The organism is Hydrogenophaga sp. BPS33 (assembly GCF_009859475.1).
Classification (GTDB): Bacteria; Pseudomonadota; Gammaproteobacteria; order Burkholderiales; family Burkholderiaceae_C; genus Hydrogenophaga.
This window is the reverse complement of sequence record NZ_CP044549.1, coordinates 3648285-3669460: the sequence shown is the minus strand read 5'-3', so window position 1 is coordinate 3669460 and position 21176 is coordinate 3648285. Positions and strand designations below refer to the sequence as shown.

Here is a 21176-nt window from a genome sequence, read left to right as displayed (position 1 = left end):
GAACACCATGAATCTCTCGAAATTCTTCATCGACAGGCCGATCTTCGCGGGCGTGCTCTCGCTGCTGATCCTGATCGCCGGCCTGGTGGCGTTGCGCGGCCTGCCGATCTCCGAGTACCCCGAAGTCGCACCGCCTTCCGTGGTGGTGCGCGCCCAGTACCCCGGAGCCAACCCGAAGGTCATCGCCGAAACCGTGGCCACGCCGCTGGAGGAGTCCATCAACGGCGTCGAAGGCATGCTCTACATGGGCAGTCAGGCCACGACCGACGGCGTGATGACCCTCACCGTCACCTTCAAGCTCGGCACCGACCCCGACAAGGCGCAGCAACTGGTGCAGAACCGCGTCTCCCAGGCCGAACCGCGCCTGCCCGAGGAAGTGCGTCGCCTGGGCGTGACCACGGTCAAGAGCGCGCCCGACATCACGATGGTGGTGCATCTGGTCTCGCCCAACGACCGCTACGACATCAACTACCTGCGCAACTACGCGGTGCTCAACGTGAAAGACCGGCTTGCCCGCATCCCGGGCGTGGGCCAGGTGCAGATTTTCGGCGGCGGCGACTATTCCATGCGCGTCTGGCTCGACCCGCAGAAAGTGGCGCAACGCGGCCTCTCGGCCAGCGATGTGGTGAGCGCGATCCGCGGCCAGAACGTGCAGGCCGCTGCCGGCGTGGTCGGCGCTTCGCCGGGCCTGCCCGGCGTGGACATGCAGTTGTCCATCAACGCCCAGGGACGGCTGCAGACCGAAGAAGAGTTCGGCGACATCATCGTCAAGACCGGTGGCGACGGCGCGGTGACCCGGCTGCGCGACATCGCCCGGCTGGAAATGGGCGCGGCCGACTACTCGCTGCGTTCGCTGCTCAACAACAAGCCCGCCGTCGGCATGGGTGTGTTCCAGGCACCGGGCTCCAATGCGCTCGACATTTCGGCGGAGGTGCGTTCGACCATGGCCGAGCTGCAGAAGAACATGCCCGAGGGCGTTGAATTCCGCATCGCCTACGACCCCACGCAGTTCGTGCGCGCCTCCATCCAGTCGGTGATCACCACCTTGCTGGAAGCCATCGCGCTGGTGGTGCTGGTGGTGATCGTGTTCCTGCAGACCTGGCGCGCCTCCATCATTCCGCTGCTGGCGGTGCCGGTGTCGGTGGTGGGCACTTTCGCGGTGCTGCACCTGCTGGGCTTCTCGATCAACGCGCTCTCGCTGTTCGGCCTCGTGCTGGCCATCGGCATCGTGGTGGACGACGCCATCGTGGTGGTGGAGAACGTGGAACGCAACATCGAAGCCGGCTTGTCGCCGCGCGACGCGACCTACCGCGCGATGAAGGAGGTGTCCGGCCCCATCATCGCCATCGCGCTGGTGCTGGTCGCGGTGTTCGTGCCGCTGGCGTTCATCAGCGGCCTCACTGGCCAGTTCTACAAGCAGTTCGCCGTGACCATTGCGATCTCTACCGTGATCTCGGCGGTCAACTCGCTCACGCTGTCGCCCGCGCTGGCCGCGTTGCTGCTGCGCGGCCACGATGCGCCGAAGGACGCGCTCACGCGCGGCATGGACCGGGTCTTCGGCCCGTTGTTCCGTGGCTTCAACCGCTTTTTCCACCGCGGCGCCGAGGCCTACAGCGGCGGCGTGCGGCACGTCATCTCGCGCAAGACGCTGATGATGGTGATCTACCTCGTGCTGGTGGGCGTGACCTTTGGTCTGTTCAAGGCCGTGCCCGGCGGCTTCGTGCCTGCGCAGGACAAGCAGTACCTGATCGGCTTCGCGCAGTTGCCCGATGGCGCCACGCTGGACCGCACCGAAGAGGTGATCCACCGCATGGGCGAAATCACCAAACAGAACCCGAACGTAGAGGACGCCATCGCCTTTCCGGGCCTGTCCATCAACGGCTTCACCAACAGCTCCAACTCCGGCATCGTGTTCGCCACGCTCAAGCCCTTTGCCGAACGCAAGCGCGCCGATCAAAGCGGCGGCGCGGTCGCGGGCCAGTTGAACCAGGCCTACGGCGCTATCCAGGACGCGTTCATCGTGATGTTCCCGCCGCCCCCGGTAGCGGGCCTGGGCACCACGGGCGGCTTCAAGCTGCAGCTGGAAGACAAGGCCTCGCTGGGATACGAAGCGATGGATGCGGCGGTGAAAGCCTTCATGGCAAAGGCGTACCAGACGCCCGAGCTCGCCGGTATGTTCACCAGCTGGCAGGTCAACGTGCCGCAGCTGTATGCCGACATCGACCGCACCAAGGCACGCCAGCTCGGCGTACCGGTGACAGACATCTTCGACACCATGCAGATCTACCTCGGCAGCCTGTACGTGAACGACTTCAACCAGTTCGGCCGCACCTACAGCGTGCGCGCCCAGGCCGATGCGCCCTACCGCGCGCGCGCCGAAGACGTGGGCCTGCTCAAGGTGCGCTCGACCTCGGGCGAGATGGTGCCACTGTCGGCGCTGATGCAAGTCAATTCAAGCTTCGGCCCCGAGCGCGCCATGCGCTACAACGGCTACCTCGCAGCCGACATCAATGGCGGCCCCGCGCCCGGCTTCTCGTCCGGCCAGGCACAGGACGCGATCGAACGCATCGCCGCCGAGACGCTGCCCAAGGGCATTGGCTACGAATGGACCGAGCTCACGTACCAGGAAATCCTGGCCGGCAACTCCGCGCTGTGGGTGTTCCCGCTCGCGATCCTGCTGGTGTTCCTGGTGCTCGCGGCGCAATACGAAAGCCTGACGCTGCCGCTGTCCATCATCCTGATCGTGCCGATGGGCTTGCTCGCGGCCATGACCGGGGTCTGGCTGGACGGGGGCGACAACAACGTGTTCACGCAGATCGGGCTGATCGTGCTGGTGGGCTTGTCGGCGAAGAACGCGATCCTGATCGTGGAGTTCGCGCGCGAGCTGGAGTTTGCGGGCAGGTCCCCGGTGCAGGCCGCGATCGAAGCCAGCCGCCTGCGCCTGCGCCCGATTCTCATGACCTCGCTGGCATTCGTGATGGGTGTGCTGCCGCTGGTGCTGGCCACCGGCGCGGGCGCCGAGATGCGATCGGCCATGGGCGTGGCCGTGTTCGCCGGCATGATCGGCGTGACGGCCTTCGGCCTGTTCCTCACGCCGGTGTTCTATGTGCTCCTGCGCCGCCTGGCCGGCAACCGCGCGCTCAAGCTGCATGGCACCGTGCCCCATCTCGAAGGCTTTGCCTCTGGCGGTGGAGGCAGCGCGCGCGCGATGCCCGCTGCCCCATTGACCCACTGAATGCACACACCATGAAAAAGAAGCTCCACCACCTGTTGCCGCTGGCCTCAGCCCTCTTGCTGGCCGGCTGCGCCACGGCCCTGCCTCCGTTGCCCGCTGCGCTGGAGACGCCCCTCCATTTCAAGGAACACAACGAAAAAGGTCGCGAGCACTGGACCATCGCCGCACCCGCCGAAGCCCACAGCCGCGGCACCTGGTGGAAGGTGTTTGAAGATCCCGTGCTCGACGATCTGGTCGAACGCGCCGGCGCGAACAACACCAACATCCAGGAGGCTGCGGCTCGCCTGGCGCAGGCCCGCTCATTGGTGCGTGGCGCGCAGGCCGAGCGCGCGCCGCAGATCGGCGTGGGCGCCAATGCGTCCCGAGGTGCCGGCGCCAACGCCGCCAACGGCGCCACGCCGGCCACGCTGCTGCAAGCCGGCGTGAACCTCTCGTACGAAGTGGACTTGTTCGGACGCCTGGCCCGCGCGCGTGACGCGGCCACATTGGACGCGCAATCGCGCGCAGCGCTGCTGCAAAGCACGCGCCTGCTGGTACAGGCCGAGGTGGCCCAGAGCTACTTGGCGCTGCGCGCGGTCGACGCCGAACGCACGCTGGTGCAGGATACCGCCAAGGCCTATAGCGACACGCTGCGCCTCACACAACGCCGCTTCGAGGCGGGCGACGTGGCCGAACTCGATGTGATCCGCATTCAGACCGAACTCGCCGCCACCGAGGCCGAGGTGTTTGCGCTGGACCGCAGCCGCGCCGAGCTGGAGAACGCGATTGCGGTGTTGGCGGGCGAGCCGGCATCGAACTTCGAGCTCGCCTCGGCCGACAGCGCCAGCACCCTGCCCATGATCCCTGCGGGCGTACCGGGCACGGTGCTCGCACGCCGGCCCGACGTCGCGGCGGCGCAAGCCTCACTGCTGGCCGCGCAGGCCCGCGTCGGCGTGGCCCAGGCCGCGTGGTTCCCCAGCATCTCGCTCACCGGTGCGGCGGGGTACGCCTCGCCCGACATCGGCGATCTGTTCAAGTGGTCGGCCCGCGCCTGGGGCATCGGTGCGCTGCTGTCCGTGCCACTGTTCGACGGTGGACGGCGCGAGGCTGGCGTGGAGGGCGCCCAGGCGCAACTCGATGCCGCCGCCGCGAGCTACCGTGGCCAGGTGCTGAATGCCTTGCGCGAGGTGGAAGACCAGCTCTCGGCCCTGCGTTTGCTGAAAGACCAGTCGCAGGCCCAGGGCCGCGCGGTCAGCGCCGCGCAGCGCGCCAGTGCGATCTCGGAAACGCGTTACCGCAACGGCTTGGTGAGCCAGCTCGAGCTGCTGGACGCGCGCCGCAACGAACTGCTCAACCGCCGGCAGGCGCAGCGCGTGCAAGCGGCGCAGCAGCAAGCCACGGTGCGGCTGATCCGGGCCATCGGTGGTGGGTGGGACGCGGCTTGAACGTCTTGCGATGGGCATCCTTCCAGGCGCTGCTGCGACCATCCGGGACGATGCCGGCCAGTGCGGGCCCGCCTCCCACCAGACAGGCACCCAGTGTCATCATCGCGTTCTTCAGAGCGCAACGGCGCAGCACACACAGGTACTGACGGCGCAGGTAGCCCATTGCAGATGGAGCCCTCGGTGGTGCCTCATCATGCGCTCCCGCCTGGTGACGAGCTTGTTGACATTCGAGTCACCCGCCCGGTGACGCGGGCCAATCTAGCAGAACCTGTGTGCTTTGCGATATTTGTAATCAGCTGCACGATATTTGACGCAGCAGTCCCCGCCATGGGAAATTTCCCGCAAGGAGAAGTGATGAAGACACGTACCGAAAAGGACACATTCGGGCCCATCAACGTGCCGGCCGATCGGCTCTGGGGCGCACAGACGCAGCGCTCGCTGCAGAACTTCGATATTTCGGGCGAGCGCCAACCGCGCGAGCTGATCCGTGCGCTGGCACAGGTCAAGCGCGCCTCCGCCGTGGTCAACCACGCCTTGGGCTTGCAGGACGAGAAGAAGACCCAGGCCATCGTGGCGGCGGCCGACGAGGTGATCGCGGGCCGGCACGAGGGCGAGTTCCCCCTCGTGGTCTGGCAGACCGGTTCGGGCACGCAGACCAACATGAACATGAACGAGGTGCTGGCCAACCGCGCCAGCGAGCTGCTCGGCGGCGAGCGCGGGGAAGGGCGCTTGGTGCACCCGAACGACGACGTGAACCGCAGCCAGTCCAGCAACGACGTGTTCCCGACCGCCATGCACGTGGCCGCGGTCGAGGCGATCACGCACCGCCTGCTGCCGGCCATCGCGCTGCTGCGCGGCACGCTGGAGCAGAAGGCGCAGGCCTTCGACGGCATCGTGAAGATTGGCCGCACCCATCTGCAAGACGCCACGCCGCTCACGCTGGGCCAGGAGTTCTCCGGCTGGGTGGCACAGCTCGCGCACGGCGAAGCGCATGTGCGCGCGGCATTGCCGCATTTGTGCGAACTGGCCTTGGGCGGTACGGCGGTGGGCACCGGGCTGAACGCGCCCAAGGGCTATGCGGAGCAGGTGGCGGCCGAGCTGGCGCAGCTCACGGGCCTGCCCTTCGTGACCGCGCCCAACAAGTTCGAGGCCATGGCTTCCGTGGATGCGCTGGTGCACGCGCACGGCGCGCTCAAGACGCTGGCGGCCAGCATGATGAAGATCGCCAACGACGTGCGCTGGCTTGCCAGCGGCCCGCGCAGCGGCATCGGCGAACTGAGCATTCCCGAGAACGAGCCGGGTTCGTCGATCATGCCGGGCAAGGTCAACCCGACGCAGAGCGAGGCCGTCACGATGCTGGCCGCGCAGGTGTTCGGCAACGACGTGGCGATCAACATCGGTGGGGCGTCGGGCAACTTCGAGCTCAACGTGTTCCGTCCCATGGTGTCGCACAACTTCCTGCAGAGCGTGCGCCTGCTGGCCGACGGCATGAAGAGCTTCAACGACCACTGCGCCGTCGGCATCGAGCCCAACCGCGAGCGCATCACCGAGCTGGTGGAGCGCTCGTTGATGTTGGTGACGGCGCTGAACACACACATTGGCTACGACAAGGCAGCCTTCATTGCGAAGAAGGCGCACAAGGAAGGCACGACCTTGCGCGAGGCCGCGGTGGCGTCGGGCCATGTGACGGGCGAGCAGTTCGACCAGTGGGTGGTGCCGGAGAAGATGACGGGACGGTAGTGAGCGCGCCAAGGGCTCGGGGCACTGGCCCGAGGGCGCCGAGCCCTTGGCAGGGTGTTTTGGGGGCGGGGGGAGGGTGCCATGCAGACCATCGCTCTTTTCGCGCCGCCGCTATCGACGCTGTACCCGCTTAACATCGCCCGCATGTTCCCGCTTCCCATGCGCGCGTCATTCGACGTCGATCCCTTCACCAGCTTCACCCTTGCCATCCTGCTGCTCTTCATCGGCAAAGGGCTGACCCGTCGATACAGCTGGCTTCAGCGCTACAACATCCCCGAGGCGGTGGTGGGCGGCATGTTCTGTGCGCTGGCGGTGTGCGGTCTCTACTACCTCGTCGGGCTGCGCGTGGTGTTCGAGCTGGGCGCACGCGACATGCTGTTGCTGTATTTCTTCGCCGCCATCGGCATGGGCACCGACGTGCGCACGCTGCGCGAAGGGGGCCGGCCGCTGGTGGTGTTGCTGGTGCTGGCCTGTGGCTTCATGCTGTTGCAGAACGGCCTGGGCATGGCGGTGGCAGAGGCTTTTGGCCTCGACCCGCGCGCCGGGCTCATGGCCAGCTCGATCTCGCTCACCGGTGGCGTGGGCACCACCCTGGCGTGGACGCCATATTTCGTGGAGACGCTGGGCATCGCGAACGCCGGTGAACTCGGCCTGGCCGCCAACATGCTGGGCATGATCGCCGCCTGCCTGGTAGGGGGCCCCATGGCGGCCTGGTTGATGCGGCGGCATGCGATCACACCTTCAGGCCAGTCCGATGTGGAGGTGGGCGCCCGGTATGAGGACGAAGCCCATCTGCGGCTGGACTACAACGGCGTGCTGCTGGCGCTGCTCTGGCTCAACCTCGCCCTGATGCTGGGCGAAGGCCTGAACAGCCTGGTGGCGTTGACCGGCTTGACGCTGCCCGCCTTTCTGGGCTGTCTTATGGCCGGCATCGCGCTGCGCAGCGTGGGGCAACTGCTGGCACCCAAGCCGTGGCGGCTGTGGAACTGGCCGCGCATGCGCTTGGGCGTGGCACTCATCTCCGACATCAGCCTGGGCCTGTTTCTCACCATGGCGCTCATGGGCTTGCGCCTGTGGGAGCTGGAGCCGGTGGTGGGCTTCATCGCCACCGCGCTGGCGCTGCAGGTGCTGTTGGCTGTCGTGTTCACCGCCTTCGTGGTGTTCCGCTGCATGGGGCGCGACTACGAAGCGGTGGTGATCTGCTCGGGTTTCGGTGGCATTGCGCTGGGCTCCACGGCCACCGCCATCGCCAACATGAGCGCGGTGGTGCGGGCTTACGGCGCCGCGCCACGCGCCTTCATCGTGGTGCCGCTGGTGTGTGGCTTCTTCATCGACCTGGTCAACGCGCTGGTGATCGGCGGGCTGGTGCGTTGAGCGCGCCGTACCGCAGCCTTACGCAGCTTTACGCTGCCGCGATCGACTCGGTGTAGATGAAGTTGTCGCAGGCCGCCACGAAGGGCCTGGGCGTCTGCCGCCCGCCGAAGCCATACACCCGCAGACCCTCGCGCCGTATGCAGTAGGCCAGCGGCGTGAGATCGCTGTCCGACGACGCAATGCACACGCCATCGAACTGCCCCGTGTTCACCAGCGCCATCGCCTCCAGGCTGAGCAGGATGTCGGCGGCGTTTTTGCCCTTGGTGTACGGGAACAGCTGCACCGGCTCGATCGCGTTGTGCAGCAGCACGCTGCGCAGGCGGCTCATGCCTGGCAGAGACCAGTCGCCATACGCGCGCTTCACGGTGAGCACGCCGTAGTTGGCGGCGCGCTGCAGGATGGGGCGGGTCAGTGTGTAGGAGATGTTGGCCGAGTCGAACAACACGGCGAGTCTCTGTTGCTTGTGCTGCAGTCGGGTCATGCTGCGCCTTCCCTGATCGTTCGGTGTGATGGACCGCCGCCGCCACGTGACAGAGTGGCGGCGGCCCGAACGGGCTGAGAACCGGGAAACGCAGCGGCAACCGGCAGGCCTTGCGGCCTCCCGTCCGGGCCGCCATAAATGGAGCCAGAACGACAAAGGCTGCGTTCCCTGTCGGACAGATGCAGCCTCTTGGACTGCGCTTCGCGGGTTCTCAGGCCCGACTCACCTTTGTCGTGAGTGGTCCAGACTTTACCTCAGCTTTTCTTTGTGGTGCCGCCAGGACGTCACGATGCATCAACACGTCACGTGTCATTTGCGTGATGCAATCTCTATGCAGTTGTTGACAAATGCCTAAATGTTGAAACAAACTGCGGAGATGACACCGACCTCGGACCCCACGCTGGAACAGGCCGTCCTGGCGCTTGCTGAGCACCAGACGCTTCTGCGTGCGCGAGATCTCGCTGAGCACGGTCTTCCCCGCGTGATGCTCAGCCGGCTGGTATCGGCCGGCAAGCTCGAACGTGTCGCCCGGGGTGTGTACAGCCTGCCGGGCCGCTCGCTGCACGAACACCGATCGCTTGCCGAAGTGGCCTTGCTCGCGCCGCGCAGTGTGGTGTGCCTGCTGTCGGCCTTGCGCGTCCACGGCATAGGTACGCAGGCCCCGTTTGAAGTGTGGGTGGCCATTCCCCACAACTCGCCCACGCCCCGCATCGACCAGCCGGCACTGCGCGTGGTGCGCATGTCGGGCGAATCCCTGACGGATGGCATCGAGCATTTCACGATCGACGGCGTGAAGGTCCCGGTGTTCAATGCGGCCAAGACGGTGGCCGACTGCTTCAAGTACCGCAACAAGATCGGCCTGGACGTGGCGCTGGAAGCGCTGCGGGATGGCTGGTCGCAACGCAAGCTGTCCATGGATGCGCTGTGGCACTACGCGACGGTGGATCGCGTTGCCAACGTCATGCGGCCCTATCTGGAGAGCATCACGTCATGACCCGCAACGTCGCAGCGTCCATTCGCGCCCGCTTGAAGCAGAGCGCCAGCACCAAGAACCAGGACTTCGATCTGACGCTGACCCACTACGGGTTGGAGCGACTTCTGTATCGGTTGTCGATCTCACCGCATGCCGCGAACTACCTGCTGAAAGGCGCACTGCTGTTCTCGCTCTGGTACGACCGGCCGCATCGACCCACACGCGATGCGGACCTGCTGGGATTTGGCTCAGACAGCATCGATACCGCTGTGTCGGTATTCCGCGAGATCTGCCAGATCCAGGTGGACGATGGCATCGCATTCGATTCGGCCTCGGTCAAGGGATCGCTGATCCGCAAAGACGCAGGCTATGGGGGGGTGCGAGTCGACTTGCTGGCAAGCTTGGACGGCGCGCGCATGGCGCTGCAGGTCGATATTGGCTTTGGCGATGTGGTCACGCCAGCGCCCGAATCCGTGAACTACCCTGTGCTGCTCTCAGACCTGCCCGCGCCGCAGTTGCGCGCCTATCCGAAATACACGGTGGTGGCTGAGAAGTTCCATGCAGTATGTCTGCTGGGCATGGCCAACACCCGCATGAAGGACTACTTCGATCTCTGGGTGCTGCTGAGCGAAGGCGTCCTGGAGCGCGCCGAGTTGCGCAGTGCAATAGAGGCCACCTTTTCTCGGCGACAACTGGCGCTGCCCAGTGTGCTTCCCGCTGGTTTGAGCGACGCATTTGCACAGGACGCGACGAAGCAAAACCAGTGGGCGGGTTTCCTCAAGAGGAACCGGCTTGAGCAGCTTGTTCTATCCGAGGTTGTCGCGCGGTTGCGCAGCGAATTTCTGAGCTTGGCGAGATGACTTCAGCCATGTCGAGCGACGCAAGGAACGGAGTGTTCCGTTTTTTCGTTCATTGCAAACATTTGACGAAAAAACGGAACATTTGACCGAGCACTACCTCAGTGCTCGGCAGCCGCCAGCGCCTGCGCAATCCACCCATCAAACGTCTTCTGGTGCGCCTTGATCCACGCATCGGTATGGCGTTCGATGTCCTGCGGGCGGTTCTCGCCTTGGCGCATGCGCTGGTTCTGCGCGCTGATGTCGGCCACCGGTAGCTCCATGACTTCGAACAGCCTGGCCGCCGCCGGGTGTTTCGCCACCCACGCCTTGTTGGCCACGATGTATTCGTTGTTCACCGGAAAACCGTAGTCCCGTCCGTTGGTTTGCTTCGTGTTGGTGCCGGCCTGCACGCCGGGCATGGCGGAGAAGGGCACTTCCAGCCAGACCACGTCGATGCCGGGCCGCAGCACATTGCTGAGCCAGTACGGCGTCCAGGCGTAGAACAGCACGGGTTGGCCTTGTTTGAAGCGCGCCACGGTGTCGGCGATCAGCGCGGGGTAGTTGCCCTGCGTATAGGTCACGGTGCCCTGCAGCTTGTACGCGCCCAACTGGTGGTTGACCACGGCCTCGCCACCCCAGCCGGCGCTGGGGCCGATCAGGTTGGCCTTGCCATCGCCGGTGGTGTCGAACAGCTTGGCCAGCTTGGGGTCGGTGAGCTGGCTCAGGTGCGTGATCTTGTAGCGGTCGGCGGTCTTCCGGTCGATCATGTAGCCCTGGGTCGCGCCGCGTGCGTACACGCCCTTGCGTGAGAGCTTGTCGTCGCCGCCGGCGGATTTGTAGAACTCGGAGTGGTGCGGGTTCCAGTGGTTGGCCATGAAGGTGGCGTCGCCATTGGCCACCGCAATGTGCGCCATCGGGTATTCGACTTCCTTGATCGGCTGGACGTCATACCCCAGCCGCTTCAGGGCCCGGGTGACCAACACGGTCTGGAAGCTCTCTTCGCTCAGGTTGCTTTGCAGCGGCAGCACTTGCACGCCTTTGCCGGGCAGGTCGTTGGCCGCCTGGGCGCTGGCCAGGCCCCACGCCAGCAGGCCGGTGGCCAGGAAGCTGCGCGCGAGGTGGCGGGTGGTCGTTGTCATCGTCATCCGGTCGGGATCTTTCTATCTGTTCAGGTCTATGCTGGTTTTGGGTGAAGTCGGTGCGCGGCGCGCGAGCACCACCGGCGGCGCGTGGCGCGGCCGGTGGCGTGATGGCTTTTTTTGCTTACTTCTTCGCGGCGGCCAGGGCCTGCGCGATCCAGCCGTCAAAGGTCTTCTGGTGCGCCTTGATCCAGGCGTCGGTGTGGCGCTCGATGTCTTGCGGCTTGTTTTCGCCGTCGCGCATGCGCAGGTTCTGCGCGTTGATGTCGCCCACCGGCAGCGCCATGATTTCAAACAGCTTGGCGGCCGCCGGGTTGGTTTGGGCGAATTGCTTGTTGGCCACGATGCGCTGCGTGTTGAGCACGAAGCCGTAGTTCTGGCCGTTGGGCAGCTTGGTGTCGAGCTTGGCCTGTTCGCCGGGCAGCGAAGAGAACGGCACCTGCAGCCACACCACTTCCTGGCCGGGGCGCAGCACGCCGCTCACCCAGTAGGGCGTCCAGGTGTAGTACAGGATGGGCTTGCCGGCTTTCTGGCGCGTGATGGTGTCGGCCATCAGGGCTGCGTAGCTGCCTTGCACGTGGGTGACAGTGTCGCGCAGCTTGTAGGCGTTGAGGTGGTGTTCGATGACCGCCTCGCAGCCCCAGCCGGGCGTGCAGCCGGCCAGGTCGGCTTTGCCGTCGCCGTTGTGGTCGAACAGCTTGGCAATGGCCGGGTCGCTCAACTGGCTGACGTGCGTGATCTTGTGGGCGTCGGCGGTTTTCTTGTCGATCAGGTAGCCCTGCGCTGCGCCGGGCGAGTAAGCGCCCTGGCGGTAGAGCTTGGCGTCGCCGCCAGCATTTTTGTAGAAGTCGGCGTGCAGCGGGTCCCAGTGGTCGGCCATGAAGGTGGCGTCGCCATTGGCCAGTGCGATGTGGGCGGTGGGGTACTCCACTTCCTTGATGCCTTGCACGTCGTAGCCGAGCTTGGTGAGGGCGCGCGAGACCAGCAGGGTCTGGAAGGTCTCTTCCGCGATCGAGCTTTGCAGCGGCTGCACCTTGATGCCTTTGCCGGGCAGGCTTTGCGCCGCAGCGGGGCCGCTCAGGGCAAAGGCCATGAGGCCGCTGCCGAGCAGGGTGCGCCAGAGTGAAGAGGGCAGTGGGTGTGTCATCGGTTTCCTTTCGATGGTGGGAGAAGAGCCTGGGCGCGCGCGCTCAGGACGTGGAAAGCGGTGTGGTGGGTACGGCAGTCGAGCGGGGCTCGGTGGCCGGGGCAGGGGCCGGGCGCAACAGGCGCACGACCAGACCGGCCGGGCCTTGTTGCCACCAGTGGCGCGCGCCGCGGGTGGGGCGGCCCAGCGCCTGGGTGATGCGGTCGAGCGCGATGGCGAGCAAGACGATGCCCAGGCCACCCACGGTGGCCATGCCCATGTCCAGCCGGCCAATGCCGCGCAGCACCATCTGCCCCAGGCCGCCGACGGCGATCATCGAAGCGATCACCACCATGGACAGCGAGAGCATCAGGGCCTGGTTGATACCGGCCATGATGGAGGGCATGGCCAGCGGCAGTTGCACCTTGGTGAGCATCTGCCAAGGAGATGCGCCGTAGGCGCGCGCGGCCTCGATCAGGTCGGGCCGGACCTGGCGGATGCCCAGGTCGGTCAGGCGCACCAGCGGTGGCAAGGCGAAGACGATGGTGACGATGACGCCGGGCACATTGCCGATGCCAAACAGCATCACCACCGGCACCAGGTAGACGAAGGCCGGTGTGGTCTGCATGGCGTCGAGCAGCGGGCGCATCAGGCGCTGCGTGCGGTCGCTGCTGGCCAGCAGAATGCCCATGGGCAGGCCGATGGCGATGCAGAAGAAAAGCGAGGTCAGCACCAGCGAGAGCGTGATCATGGCTTCGGGCCAGATGCCGAGCATGGCCACCAACAGCAACGAGACCACGGTGCCGATGGCAATGGCGCGGCTGGCGAACTGCCAGGCCAGCAGGCCCATGATGGCGATCATGGCCAGGGTGGGCACGCTTTGCAGCAACTGCTCCACGCCGGTGAGCGTGGCGTCGATGGGTGCGCGCACGGTTTGAAAGAAGGGGCGGAAGTGCTCCACGGTCCAGCTCAGGCCGTCGTTGATCCAGCGTTCCACGGGCAGGCTGCCGTCCCAGAGTTGGCTGAGGCGAAAACCACCGTCGGTGGTGGCAAGCGTGGTGGCCGCGTCGCTGTTGGCCAGCCAGTCGCTTTCGGCGGGGGCACTCGGGTTGCCCCAGGCGTCGGCGGCTGCGGCTGGCGCGGTGTCTGCGGGAGGTGTTGCGGTGCCGCCCCACGGGTCGGTGTTCGGGGTGGCTGCGGCGGGAAGGGAGGTCGTTTCTGTGTCGTTCATATGAACATGCCTTTCCATAACGTTCAGATCGGGACGTGCAGGCGCGCGGGCCTGCCAGGGCGCGGGCTCAGGCCGCAGCGCGGTCGAGGAACTTCAGCAAGGTGTTCTTGCTGATGGCACCTTGGTAGCGGCCGTTGCCATCGACGACAGGCAGCGGGTAGGGCGCCTGCGCGGCCTGGCCGAACAGCTCGGCCACAGGGTGCAGCGCGTTGACCACCTGCACATCGGGCAGGTAGGCACGCGCGAGGCCGAGCGGGCCGTCGTGGTCCTTCAGCGCGGCGCGCAGCGAGTCGGCCGAGACCAGGCCCAGGTAGCGCTGGTCGGTGCCGACGACATAGGCCCAGTCGCGGTCCTTGTCTTCGAGTTGTTGCAGCGCGGCGCGCGCGCCCCGGTTCGGGTGTTCGGCCACCACCACCTGGGTCTTGCGTGCGATGTCACCAGCCTTGAACACGGCGGCCGCGTCCACGCCGCGCACGAAGTTGCGCACGTAGTCGTCGGCCGGCTGGCGCAGGATTTCTTCGGGTGTGCCGACTTGCACGACCTGGCCGTCTTTCATGATGGCGATGCGGTCGCCGATGCGCATGGCCTCGTCCAGGTCGTGCGAGATGAAAACGATGGTGCGTCGCTTCACCTGTTGCAGCCGCACCAGCTCGCTCTGCATTTCGGTGCGGATAATCGGGTCCAGCGCGGAGAAGGCTTCGTCCATCAGCAGGATGGAGGGGTCGGATGCCAGCGCGCGCGCCAGGCCCACGCGCTGCTGCATGCCGCCCGAGAGTTCGTCGGGGTAGCTGTCGCCCCAGCCCGCCAGGCCCACTTGCTCCAGGGCCAGATCGGCTTGCGCCAGCCGCTCTTCGCGTTTCACTCCGGCCAGCTCCAGGCCAAAGGCGGTGTTGTCGCGCACGGTCATGTGCGGCATGAGCGCGAACGACTGGAACACCATGCTGATGTCCTTGCGGCGCAGGGCGCGCAGCTTCGCGTCCGACAGGTCGTTGATGTTCTGGCCCTCCACCAGAATGCGCCCGGCCGTGGGTTCGATCAGGCGGTTGAGCAAACGCACCAGGGTGGATTTGCCCGAGCCCGAAAGGCCCATGATGACGAAGATTTCGCCGGCGGCGATTTCCAGGTCGGCGTCGAAAACACCGATGGACTGGCCGGTCTCGGCCAGGATCTCTTGCTTGCTGCGTCCTTCGCGAACGCGCTTCAACGCCAGGTCGGGTTGGTCTCCGAACACCTTGAAAACGTGTTCGATGCGGATGTGCTTGGCCATGCGCTGATGCTCCTGTGCTGGTTGACAAGGCACCGCAAACGGTCGTGCAATTCGGGAGCACAGGCGTGCCCGGCCGGGTCAACAAGACCGCAGGCAGACACTGACAGCGACGAATCGGCAAACCCAGCGCCTGCCATCGCTCGGACCATGCAGCGAGCCCGGTCGAGGGGACTTACACGGTGCGGGAGAGATGCGGCGTCGCGGCCGGAAGACCGGCCATTGAAATCTCTGTGCCGCGACGGGATACGAGGGGTTCGATCCGCGAGTAGCACGCGAGCGTCACCGGCCATTGGCACGGTGACTGAGGGTGTGCATTGTAACGATGCGCACGGCAAGCCCGTGCGCGGCCCCTCAAAAGACCTTGGGGGCCGTACCGGAAGACGGTCTCAGTGGTCCGCTGGCGCAGGGTGCGACATCAGCCGGTCGGTCAACGCGATGGCCATGGCGCTGAGCAGGAACACCACATGGATGATGGTCTGCCACATCAAGACCTTCACGTCGTAGTTCGCTGCGTTGATGAAGGTCTTGAGCAGGTGGATGGAGCTGATGCCGATGATGGCCGTGGCCAGCTTGACCTTGAGCACCGACGCGTTCACGTGGCTGAGCCACTCGGGCTGGTCCGGGTGGCCTTCGAGGTTCATGCGGCTGACGAAGGTTTCGTAGCCGCCGATGATGACCATGATCAGGAGGTTGGAGATCATGACCACGTCGATCAGGGCCAGCACCACCAGCATGATCACCGTTTCGTTCAGGCCGGTGAGCGCGACGTCGCTCTTGTAGCCGATGCTGGTGACCAGCTTCTGGAGTGCGACTTCGCTGCCGAACGCGGCCTCGATCAGGTGAACCAGTTCAACCCAGAAGTGGAAAACGTAGATGCCTTGCGCGGCGATCAAACCGATGTAGAGAGGCAGTTGCAGCCAGCGGCTGGCAAAGATCAGGTTGGGAAGCGCGCGCATGGATGGCGGAGGATTGACGGGTTTTGTCATAGGGAGGGTGGTGCAGGGGAGAGCGTGCGGGACGCCAGAAATGCTGCGGTATTTTAGAGGGAGAGCCGCTGGTATCCTCGGGTTTTTGCCTATTCCCACCGACCCACGTAAGTGGCCCGTAAGAGGCGCTGCGCACAGTCGTACCAGTTTCGTTTTTCACAACATCCAGGAGACTGCCCATGTCCGCGATCGAATCCACCCTCGTTGAAAACCGCGTCTTCGAGCCGTCGCCGGCCACCGTCAAGGCGGCGCGCATCTCGGGCATGGAGGCTTACCACGCGCTGTGCGCCGAGGCCGACAAGGACTTCGAAGGTTTCTGGGCCCGGCTCGCGCGCGAAACCCTGGTGTGGCACAAGCCGTTCACCAAGACGCTGGACAGCTCCAAGGCCCCGTTCTACAAGTGGTTCGAGGACGGCGAACTCAACGCCTCCTATAACTGCCTCGACCGCCACATGGGCACGCCGGTCGAACACAAGACCGCCATCGTCTTCGAAGCCGATGACGGTGCGGTGACCAAGGTCAGCTACCGCGAGTTGCTCGACAAGGTCTCGCAGTTCGCGAATGCGCTGAAGGCGCGTGGCGTGAAGAAGGGGGACCGCGTCGTCATCTACATGCCCATGACGGTCGAGGGCGTGGTGGCCATGCAGGCCTGCGCGCGCATCGGCGCCACGCACAGCGTGGTGTTCGGCGGCTTCTCCGCCAAGGCGCTGCAGGAGCGCATTCAAGACGCGGGCGCCGTGGCGGTGATCACCGCCAACTACCAGATGCGCGGCGGCAAGGAACTGCCGCTCAAGGCCATCGTGGACGAAGGCATCGCCATGGGCGGCTGTGACACGATCCAGAACGTGATCGTGTTCCAGCGCACGACCACCGCCTGCAACATGGTCGCGGGCCGCGACACCTTCATGCACGAGGCGATGGCCGGCCAGTCCACCGATTGCCCGGCCGAGATGGTGAGCGCCGAGCACCCGTTGTTCGTGCTCTACACCTCGGGCTCCACCGGCAAGCCCAAGGGCGTGCAGCACAGCACCGGTGGCTACCTGCTGTGGGCCCAGCTCACCATGAACTGGACCTTCGATCTGCGGCCCGAAGACATCTTCTGGTGCACGGCCGACATTGGCTGGGTCACGGGCCACACCTATGTGGCCTATGGCCCGCTGGCCGCGGGTGGCACGCAGGTGGTGTTCGAGGGCGTGCCGACCTACCCGAACGCCGGGCGCTTCTGGCAGATGATCGAGAAGCACAAGGTCACGATCTTCTACACCGCGCCGACCGCGATCCGCTCGCTGATCAAGGCGGCGGAGGGCGACGAGAACGTGCATCCTGCGCGTTCCGATCTCTCCAGCCTGCGCCTGCTCGGCTCGGTGGGTGAGCCGATCAACCCCGAAGCCTGGATGTGGTACTACAAGCACGTGGGCGGCGAGCGTTGCCCCATCGTCGACACCTTCTGGCAGACCGAGACCGGCGGCCACATGATCACGCCGCTGCCGGGGGCCACGCCGCTGGTGCCCGGTTCGTGCACGCTGCCCTTGCCGGGCATCACGGCCGCGATCGTGGACGAGGCGGGCAACGACGTGCCCAACGGCTCGGGCGGCATTCTGGTGGTGAAGAAACCGTGGCCTTCGATGATCCGCACGATCTGGGGCGATCCCGAGCGTTTCAAGAAAAGCTACTTCCCCGAGGAGCTCAAGGGCTACTACCTGGCCGGCGATGGCGCGGTGCGCAGTGCCGACCGCGGTTACTTCCGCATCACGGGCCGCATCGACGACGTGCTCAACGTCTCAGGCCACCGCATGGGTACGATGGAGATCGAATCCGCCCTGGTCGGCAAATCCGATCTCGTGGCCGAAGCGGCCGTGGTGGGCCGTCCCGACGACCTCACCGGTGAGGCCATCGTGGCCTTCGTGGTGCTCAAGCGTTCGCGCCCTACGGGCGAAGAAGCCAAGGCCATTGCCAAGGAACTGCGCGACTGGGTGGGCAAGGAAATCGGCCCGATCGCCAAACCGAAGGACATCCGTTTCGGCGACAACCTGCCCAAGACGCGCTCGGGCAAGATCATGCGCCGGCTGTTGCGTTCGATCGCCAAGGGCGAAGCGATCACGCAGGACACGTCGACACTGGAGAACCCGGCGATTCTGGATCAGTTGTCGGAGAACAACTGATCGAGGCTGCGCGCCAACGTTTCTCCTAGAGAAACATTGAAGCAGCTTCGTTGACGCCCGTTGCTGCGCTTCCTAGGATGCGCAGCAACCGCCCCGATTGCGTGGGCTCAACGGAGACAAGATGACCGATTCCCTCAACCGCCGGGGCACGCTGCTGGCCGGCTGCGCGCTCGCCGCATCCCTCGCCTGTGGCGCCGCTCAAGCGCAGCAGGACTTCCCCAACCGCAATGTGACCCTGATGGTGGGCTACGCCGCTGGCGGCGCGATCGACCAGTCGGCCCGCCTGGTGGGCCAGGCACTGGCGGCCAAGTGGGGCCAGTCGGTGGTGATCGAGAACCGCGCTGGCGCCAACGGCACCATTGCCGCCGCCGCGGTCGCGGCCGCCAAGCCCGATGGCTACACCCTGCTGGTGACCGCCACCAGCCACACGCTCAACAAGTTCGTCGTCAAGGGCCTGCGCTACGACGTGGAAAAGGCCTTCGTGCCGATCGCGCTGACCGTGGATGTGCCCAACGTGCTGGTGGTGAATGCCAATTCGCCCTACAAGAACGTCAACGAACTGGTCACGGCCTTGCGTGCAAAGAAGAAGGAGTTCACCTATGCCTCGCAAGGGGTGGGCGGCATTCCGCACCTCGCGGGCGAAATGTTCAAGCTGCGCACCGGCACCGAGATGGTCCACGTGCCGTACAAGGGCGCGGCGCAGGGCATGACCGACCTGGTGGGCGGTGTGGTGGACATGTCGTTCCCGTCACCCGGCTCTATCACCGCCTTCGTGTCGGGCGGCAAGCTGCGCCCACTCGCCGTCTCGTCGAACCAGCGCTTCCCTTACCTCAAGGACGTGCCCACCTTCGCCGAAGCCGGCATTTCCGATTTCGTCATCGGCACCTGGCACGGCGTGCTGGCTCCGGCCGGCACACCGCCGGCGATCGTGGCGAAGATCAACGCCGACATCAACGCCATCATCCAGACGCGCGAGTTCCAGGAGGCCCTGGTCGCGCAAGGCAACGTGGCGGCGAAGCCGGTGACGCCGGCGCAGTTCGCCACCAAGATGTCGAGCGAACTGAAAGCCTTCGAAGCCGTCGCCGCGAAAATTGACCTGAGCGCGAACTGAAACGGACAGGCGGGTGCCGCGCGAGAGGTAGCTTGGGCCATCGCCATGGTTCTGGAACTCCGCACATGCAACATCCGCCCCCGCGCGAAGCGCGCTACGGCAGCAACAACAACTTCCGGCACAACCCGGCGCAGCAGCCGAGTCTGGGGGCGGTGCCGGCCACCCCACAGGCGCGCGAGGCATTGCTGAGCAACTGGTCGTCCCGATTGGAGCGCGTGCCCTTGCACGGGTTCGACGTGCTGGGCGCTCTGGAGCACATTGCCAAGGACCAGGCCCTGGAAGGCGTCCTGGCCGACGCCCTGTTCAACCGGCTGGTGTACTACGAGGAATACACCGTGTTCGTCGAAGCCTTTGCGCTGTGGAACCGCTCCCGGGCAAACGCACCAACGGACCCCTCGGGCGAACCCTTTGTGCCCACATTGACCCTGGCACTGCCGGCCGACTGGGACCCGCAATACACCGTTGCGCTGGAGCAGGCGTTCTCGAACGTTCGGGTGCAGAGGGTGGTGGTGTTGCCGCCGCCTTGCCTCACGTTCGAGCACCTGCGCGCCGAAGACCAGCCGGTGCCACCGACCATGCCCGTGGCCGAGGCGCTCAACGGCTGCCTGGTGACGTTGTTGAAGAATGGCGCGACCGAGTTCTGTCTGAGCGCCTGCCTGAACGTGCACACGAGCAACCGGGTCACCAGCGCCCTCGTCGGCAGCCAACTGCGCCGGGTCGAGCTGGACCTGCACATGCCGGCGGCGGCCGGGTTCGTGTCGGACGACATGCGCAATAGCAGCGCCAACGTGCTGCGCGGGCTGCTGTGGTGCGACACGCTCGAACATCTCGCGCTCGGCCATCCGGCGCTGGTGCAGCTCTACGAAGAACTCGCCGTGTCGCCCGAGCTGAGGCGTGTGGGGCGTACACCGGCATCGGTCGTGGAGCGGTGCACAGACCTCGACTGTGAAGCGTTGAACTTGAGGATGCTTGAGTTCAGCGGCACTCCAGCGGTACCGACCACGACGAACACGACGCCCACAACCACCACAACGACGACGACAAGGTCAACGACTGCTCACGTGTTGGTCGAGACGTCGTCCCATTCATCGTCTGCATCGCCAACCAACCAGTTCAAGGCATAGTGCCGTTCCAAACTGCCGGTTGGCCTGCTCAGGAGGGTCGGGTGAGAACAACGAGGCCCTGTCGTCGATCTCGTGTGCAGACAGATGGTCTTCGACATCCAGAGCGCACGCGACCCTGTCGTGCAAGGGCCAGCGCGGATCATGGACCGTCCGGCTTGCGGCCATAAAAAAACCCGCTGCGTGTCCAGCGGGTTCTTGGCGAGTGAGTGGCTGTCCTTACTTCTGGTTCAGCACCCAGGCGGCCAGCTTCTTGGCGTCGGCTTCGTTGACTTGTGGGTTGGCCGGCATGGGAATCGCGCCCCACACGCCGGAGCCGCCCTTCATGATCTTGGCGGCCAGCGCGTCCACCGCCTTGGCGTCGCTGCCGTACTTCTTGGCCACGTCCTTGTACGACGGGCCCACGAGTTTCTTGTCCACGGCGTGGCAGGCCATGCAGTTCTTGCTCTTGGCCAGCGCTTCGTCGGCCATGGCGGGCGCTGCCAGGGTGGTGATGGCAGCCATAATCAGGAGAGCGCGTTTCATGGGGGGTCCTTCTGTTGAATCTCGGGAGGGAGATCGTGCCGTTGATTCTATCGAGCCAAGAAACCGGCGAAACGAACGCTTACAGTTCCTTGCCCGCTTCACGGGGCCTTTACCGGAGTTTGTGATGTATTTGCTGATCGCCGGCGTTCTGCTGTTGTTGATGAAGTACCTGGAGTTCGGCGTCGTGGCCGAATGGTCCTGGTGGGTGGTGTTGGCGCCCTTCGCCTTGGCGGTGGTCTGGTGGGCCTGGGCCGACGCCACGGGCTATACCAAGCGCAAGGCCATGGAGAAGATGGACCAGAAGAAGCAGGACCGCATCGACAAGCAGCGCGAAAGCCTGGGCATCAAGACCAAGCGGCGCTCGCGCTGAATGTTGTCTCTCGGAGGGCGCTGCCATCGCGCCTGAAGTGACGCCCGTCCAGAAACACCGCGGAACCGGCTT

17 protein-coding genes are annotated in these 21176 nt (G+C 65.4%); 10 read left to right on the top strand and 7 right to left on the bottom strand.

What is annotated here, in order from left to right; all coding sequences use genetic code 11:
- Positions 1-7 precede the first annotated feature (7 nt).
- The 4 genes from F9K07_RS17075 (at position 8) to gltS (ending at position 7773) form a co-directional block, all read left to right on the top strand.
- Entirely contained in the window at positions 8-3235 is a 3228-nt protein-coding gene (locus F9K07_RS17075) for an efflux RND transporter permease subunit (protein ID WP_159594567.1), read from the top strand.
- Positions 3236-3246: 11 nt separating this feature from the next.
- The gene (locus F9K07_RS17070) at positions 3247-4659 is read left to right on the top strand and encodes an efflux transporter outer membrane subunit (protein ID WP_159594566.1); all 1413 of its coding nucleotides are present in this window, start codon (positions 3247-3249) and stop codon (positions 4657-4659) included.
- 354 nt (positions 4660-5013) lie between these two features.
- Positions 5014-6399, top strand: coding sequence for a class II fumarate hydratase (fumC, locus tag F9K07_RS17065; protein WP_159594565.1), 1386 nt, complete (start codon positions 5014-5016; stop codon positions 6397-6399).
- An 81-nt stretch (positions 6400-6480) separates the two neighbouring features.
- Positions 6481-7773 (top strand): sodium/glutamate symporter, encoded by a 1293-nt coding sequence (gene gltS, locus F9K07_RS17060; protein WP_236581301.1) that lies wholly within the window; start codon positions 6481-6483, stop codon positions 7771-7773.
- Between the two features lie 28 nt (positions 7774-7801).
- On the opposite strand, the gene F9K07_RS17055 is transcribed toward gltS, so the two are convergent.
- Positions 7802-8254: an NYN domain-containing protein gene (locus tag F9K07_RS17055; protein ID WP_159594564.1), complete on the bottom strand. Its 453-nt coding sequence runs from the start codon at positions 8252-8254 to the stop codon at positions 7802-7804.
- A gap of 376 nt (positions 8255-8630) precedes the next feature.
- Between F9K07_RS17055 and F9K07_RS17050 the strand changes: the two genes are divergently transcribed.
- Both F9K07_RS17050 and F9K07_RS17045 read left to right on the top strand, forming a co-directional pair.
- Positions 8631-9248, top strand: coding sequence for a type IV toxin-antitoxin system AbiEi family antitoxin domain-containing protein (locus tag F9K07_RS17050; RefSeq protein WP_159596978.1), 618 nt, complete (start codon positions 8631-8633; stop codon positions 9246-9248).
- Entirely contained in the window at positions 9245-10087 is an 843-nt protein-coding gene (locus F9K07_RS17045; RefSeq protein WP_159594563.1) for a nucleotidyl transferase AbiEii/AbiGii toxin family protein, read from the top strand. The genes F9K07_RS17050 and F9K07_RS17045 overlap by 4 nt, the downstream gene beginning before the upstream one ends.
- 98 nt (positions 10088-10185) lie before the next feature.
- Here the strand turns inward: F9K07_RS17045 and proX (F9K07_RS17040) are convergent, their stop codons facing one another.
- From proX (F9K07_RS17040) to F9K07_RS17020, 5 genes are all read right to left on the bottom strand, one after another.
- A complete protein-coding gene (gene proX, locus F9K07_RS17040) occupies positions 10186-11211 on the bottom strand; it encodes a glycine betaine/L-proline ABC transporter substrate-binding protein ProX (RefSeq protein WP_159594562.1) in 1026 nt (341 codons plus the stop codon).
- A 118-nt stretch (positions 11212-11329) separates the two neighbouring features.
- On the bottom strand, positions 11330-12352 hold the full coding sequence (proX, locus tag F9K07_RS17035) for a glycine betaine/L-proline ABC transporter substrate-binding protein ProX (protein WP_159594561.1): 1023 nt from the start codon (positions 12350-12352) through the stop codon (positions 11330-11332).
- Positions 12353-12395: 43 nt separating this feature from the next.
- On the bottom strand, positions 12396-13562 hold the full coding sequence (proW, locus tag F9K07_RS17030; RefSeq protein ID WP_159594560.1) for a glycine betaine/L-proline ABC transporter permease ProW: 1167 nt from the start codon (positions 13560-13562) through the stop codon (positions 12396-12398).
- 67 nt (positions 13563-13629) lie between these two features.
- Positions 13630-14829, bottom strand: coding sequence for a glycine betaine/L-proline ABC transporter ATP-binding protein ProV (gene proV / locus F9K07_RS17025; protein WP_159594559.1), 1200 nt, complete (start codon positions 14827-14829; stop codon positions 13630-13632).
- A gap of 386 nt (positions 14830-15215) precedes the next feature.
- Entirely contained in the window at positions 15216-15785 is a 570-nt protein-coding gene (locus tag F9K07_RS17020) for a YqhA family protein (protein WP_159594558.1), read from the bottom strand.
- A 209-nt stretch (positions 15786-15994) separates the two neighbouring features.
- Here F9K07_RS17020 and acs point away from each other — a divergent pair, with 209 nt between their 5' ends.
- The 3 genes from acs (at position 15995) to F9K07_RS17005 (ending at position 20212) form a co-directional block, all read left to right on the top strand.
- The gene (gene acs / locus F9K07_RS17015) at positions 15995-17977 is read left to right on the top strand and encodes an acetate--CoA ligase (RefSeq protein WP_159594557.1); all 1983 of its coding nucleotides are present in this window, start codon (positions 15995-15997) and stop codon (positions 17975-17977) included.
- A gap of 121 nt (positions 17978-18098) precedes the next feature.
- Positions 18099-19088, top strand: coding sequence for a Bug family tripartite tricarboxylate transporter substrate binding protein (locus F9K07_RS17010; RefSeq protein ID WP_159594556.1), 990 nt, complete (start codon positions 18099-18101; stop codon positions 19086-19088).
- Positions 19089-19153: 65 nt separating this feature from the next.
- On the top strand, positions 19154-20212 hold the full coding sequence (locus tag F9K07_RS17005) for a hypothetical protein (RefSeq protein WP_159594555.1): 1059 nt from the start codon (positions 19154-19156) through the stop codon (positions 20210-20212).
- Positions 20213-20428: 216 nt separating this feature from the next.
- Here F9K07_RS17005 and F9K07_RS17000 read toward each other — a convergent pair whose 3' ends face one another.
- Entirely contained in the window at positions 20429-20734 is a 306-nt protein-coding gene (locus tag F9K07_RS17000; RefSeq protein WP_159594554.1) for a c-type cytochrome, read from the bottom strand.
- Between the two features lie 124 nt (positions 20735-20858).
- Here F9K07_RS17000 and F9K07_RS16995 point away from each other — a divergent pair, with 124 nt between their 5' ends.
- Positions 20859-21104 (top strand): TIGR04438 family Trp-rich protein, encoded by a 246-nt coding sequence (locus F9K07_RS16995; protein ID WP_159594553.1) that lies wholly within the window; start codon positions 20859-20861, stop codon positions 21102-21104.
- Positions 21105-21176: the final 72 nt, after the last annotated feature.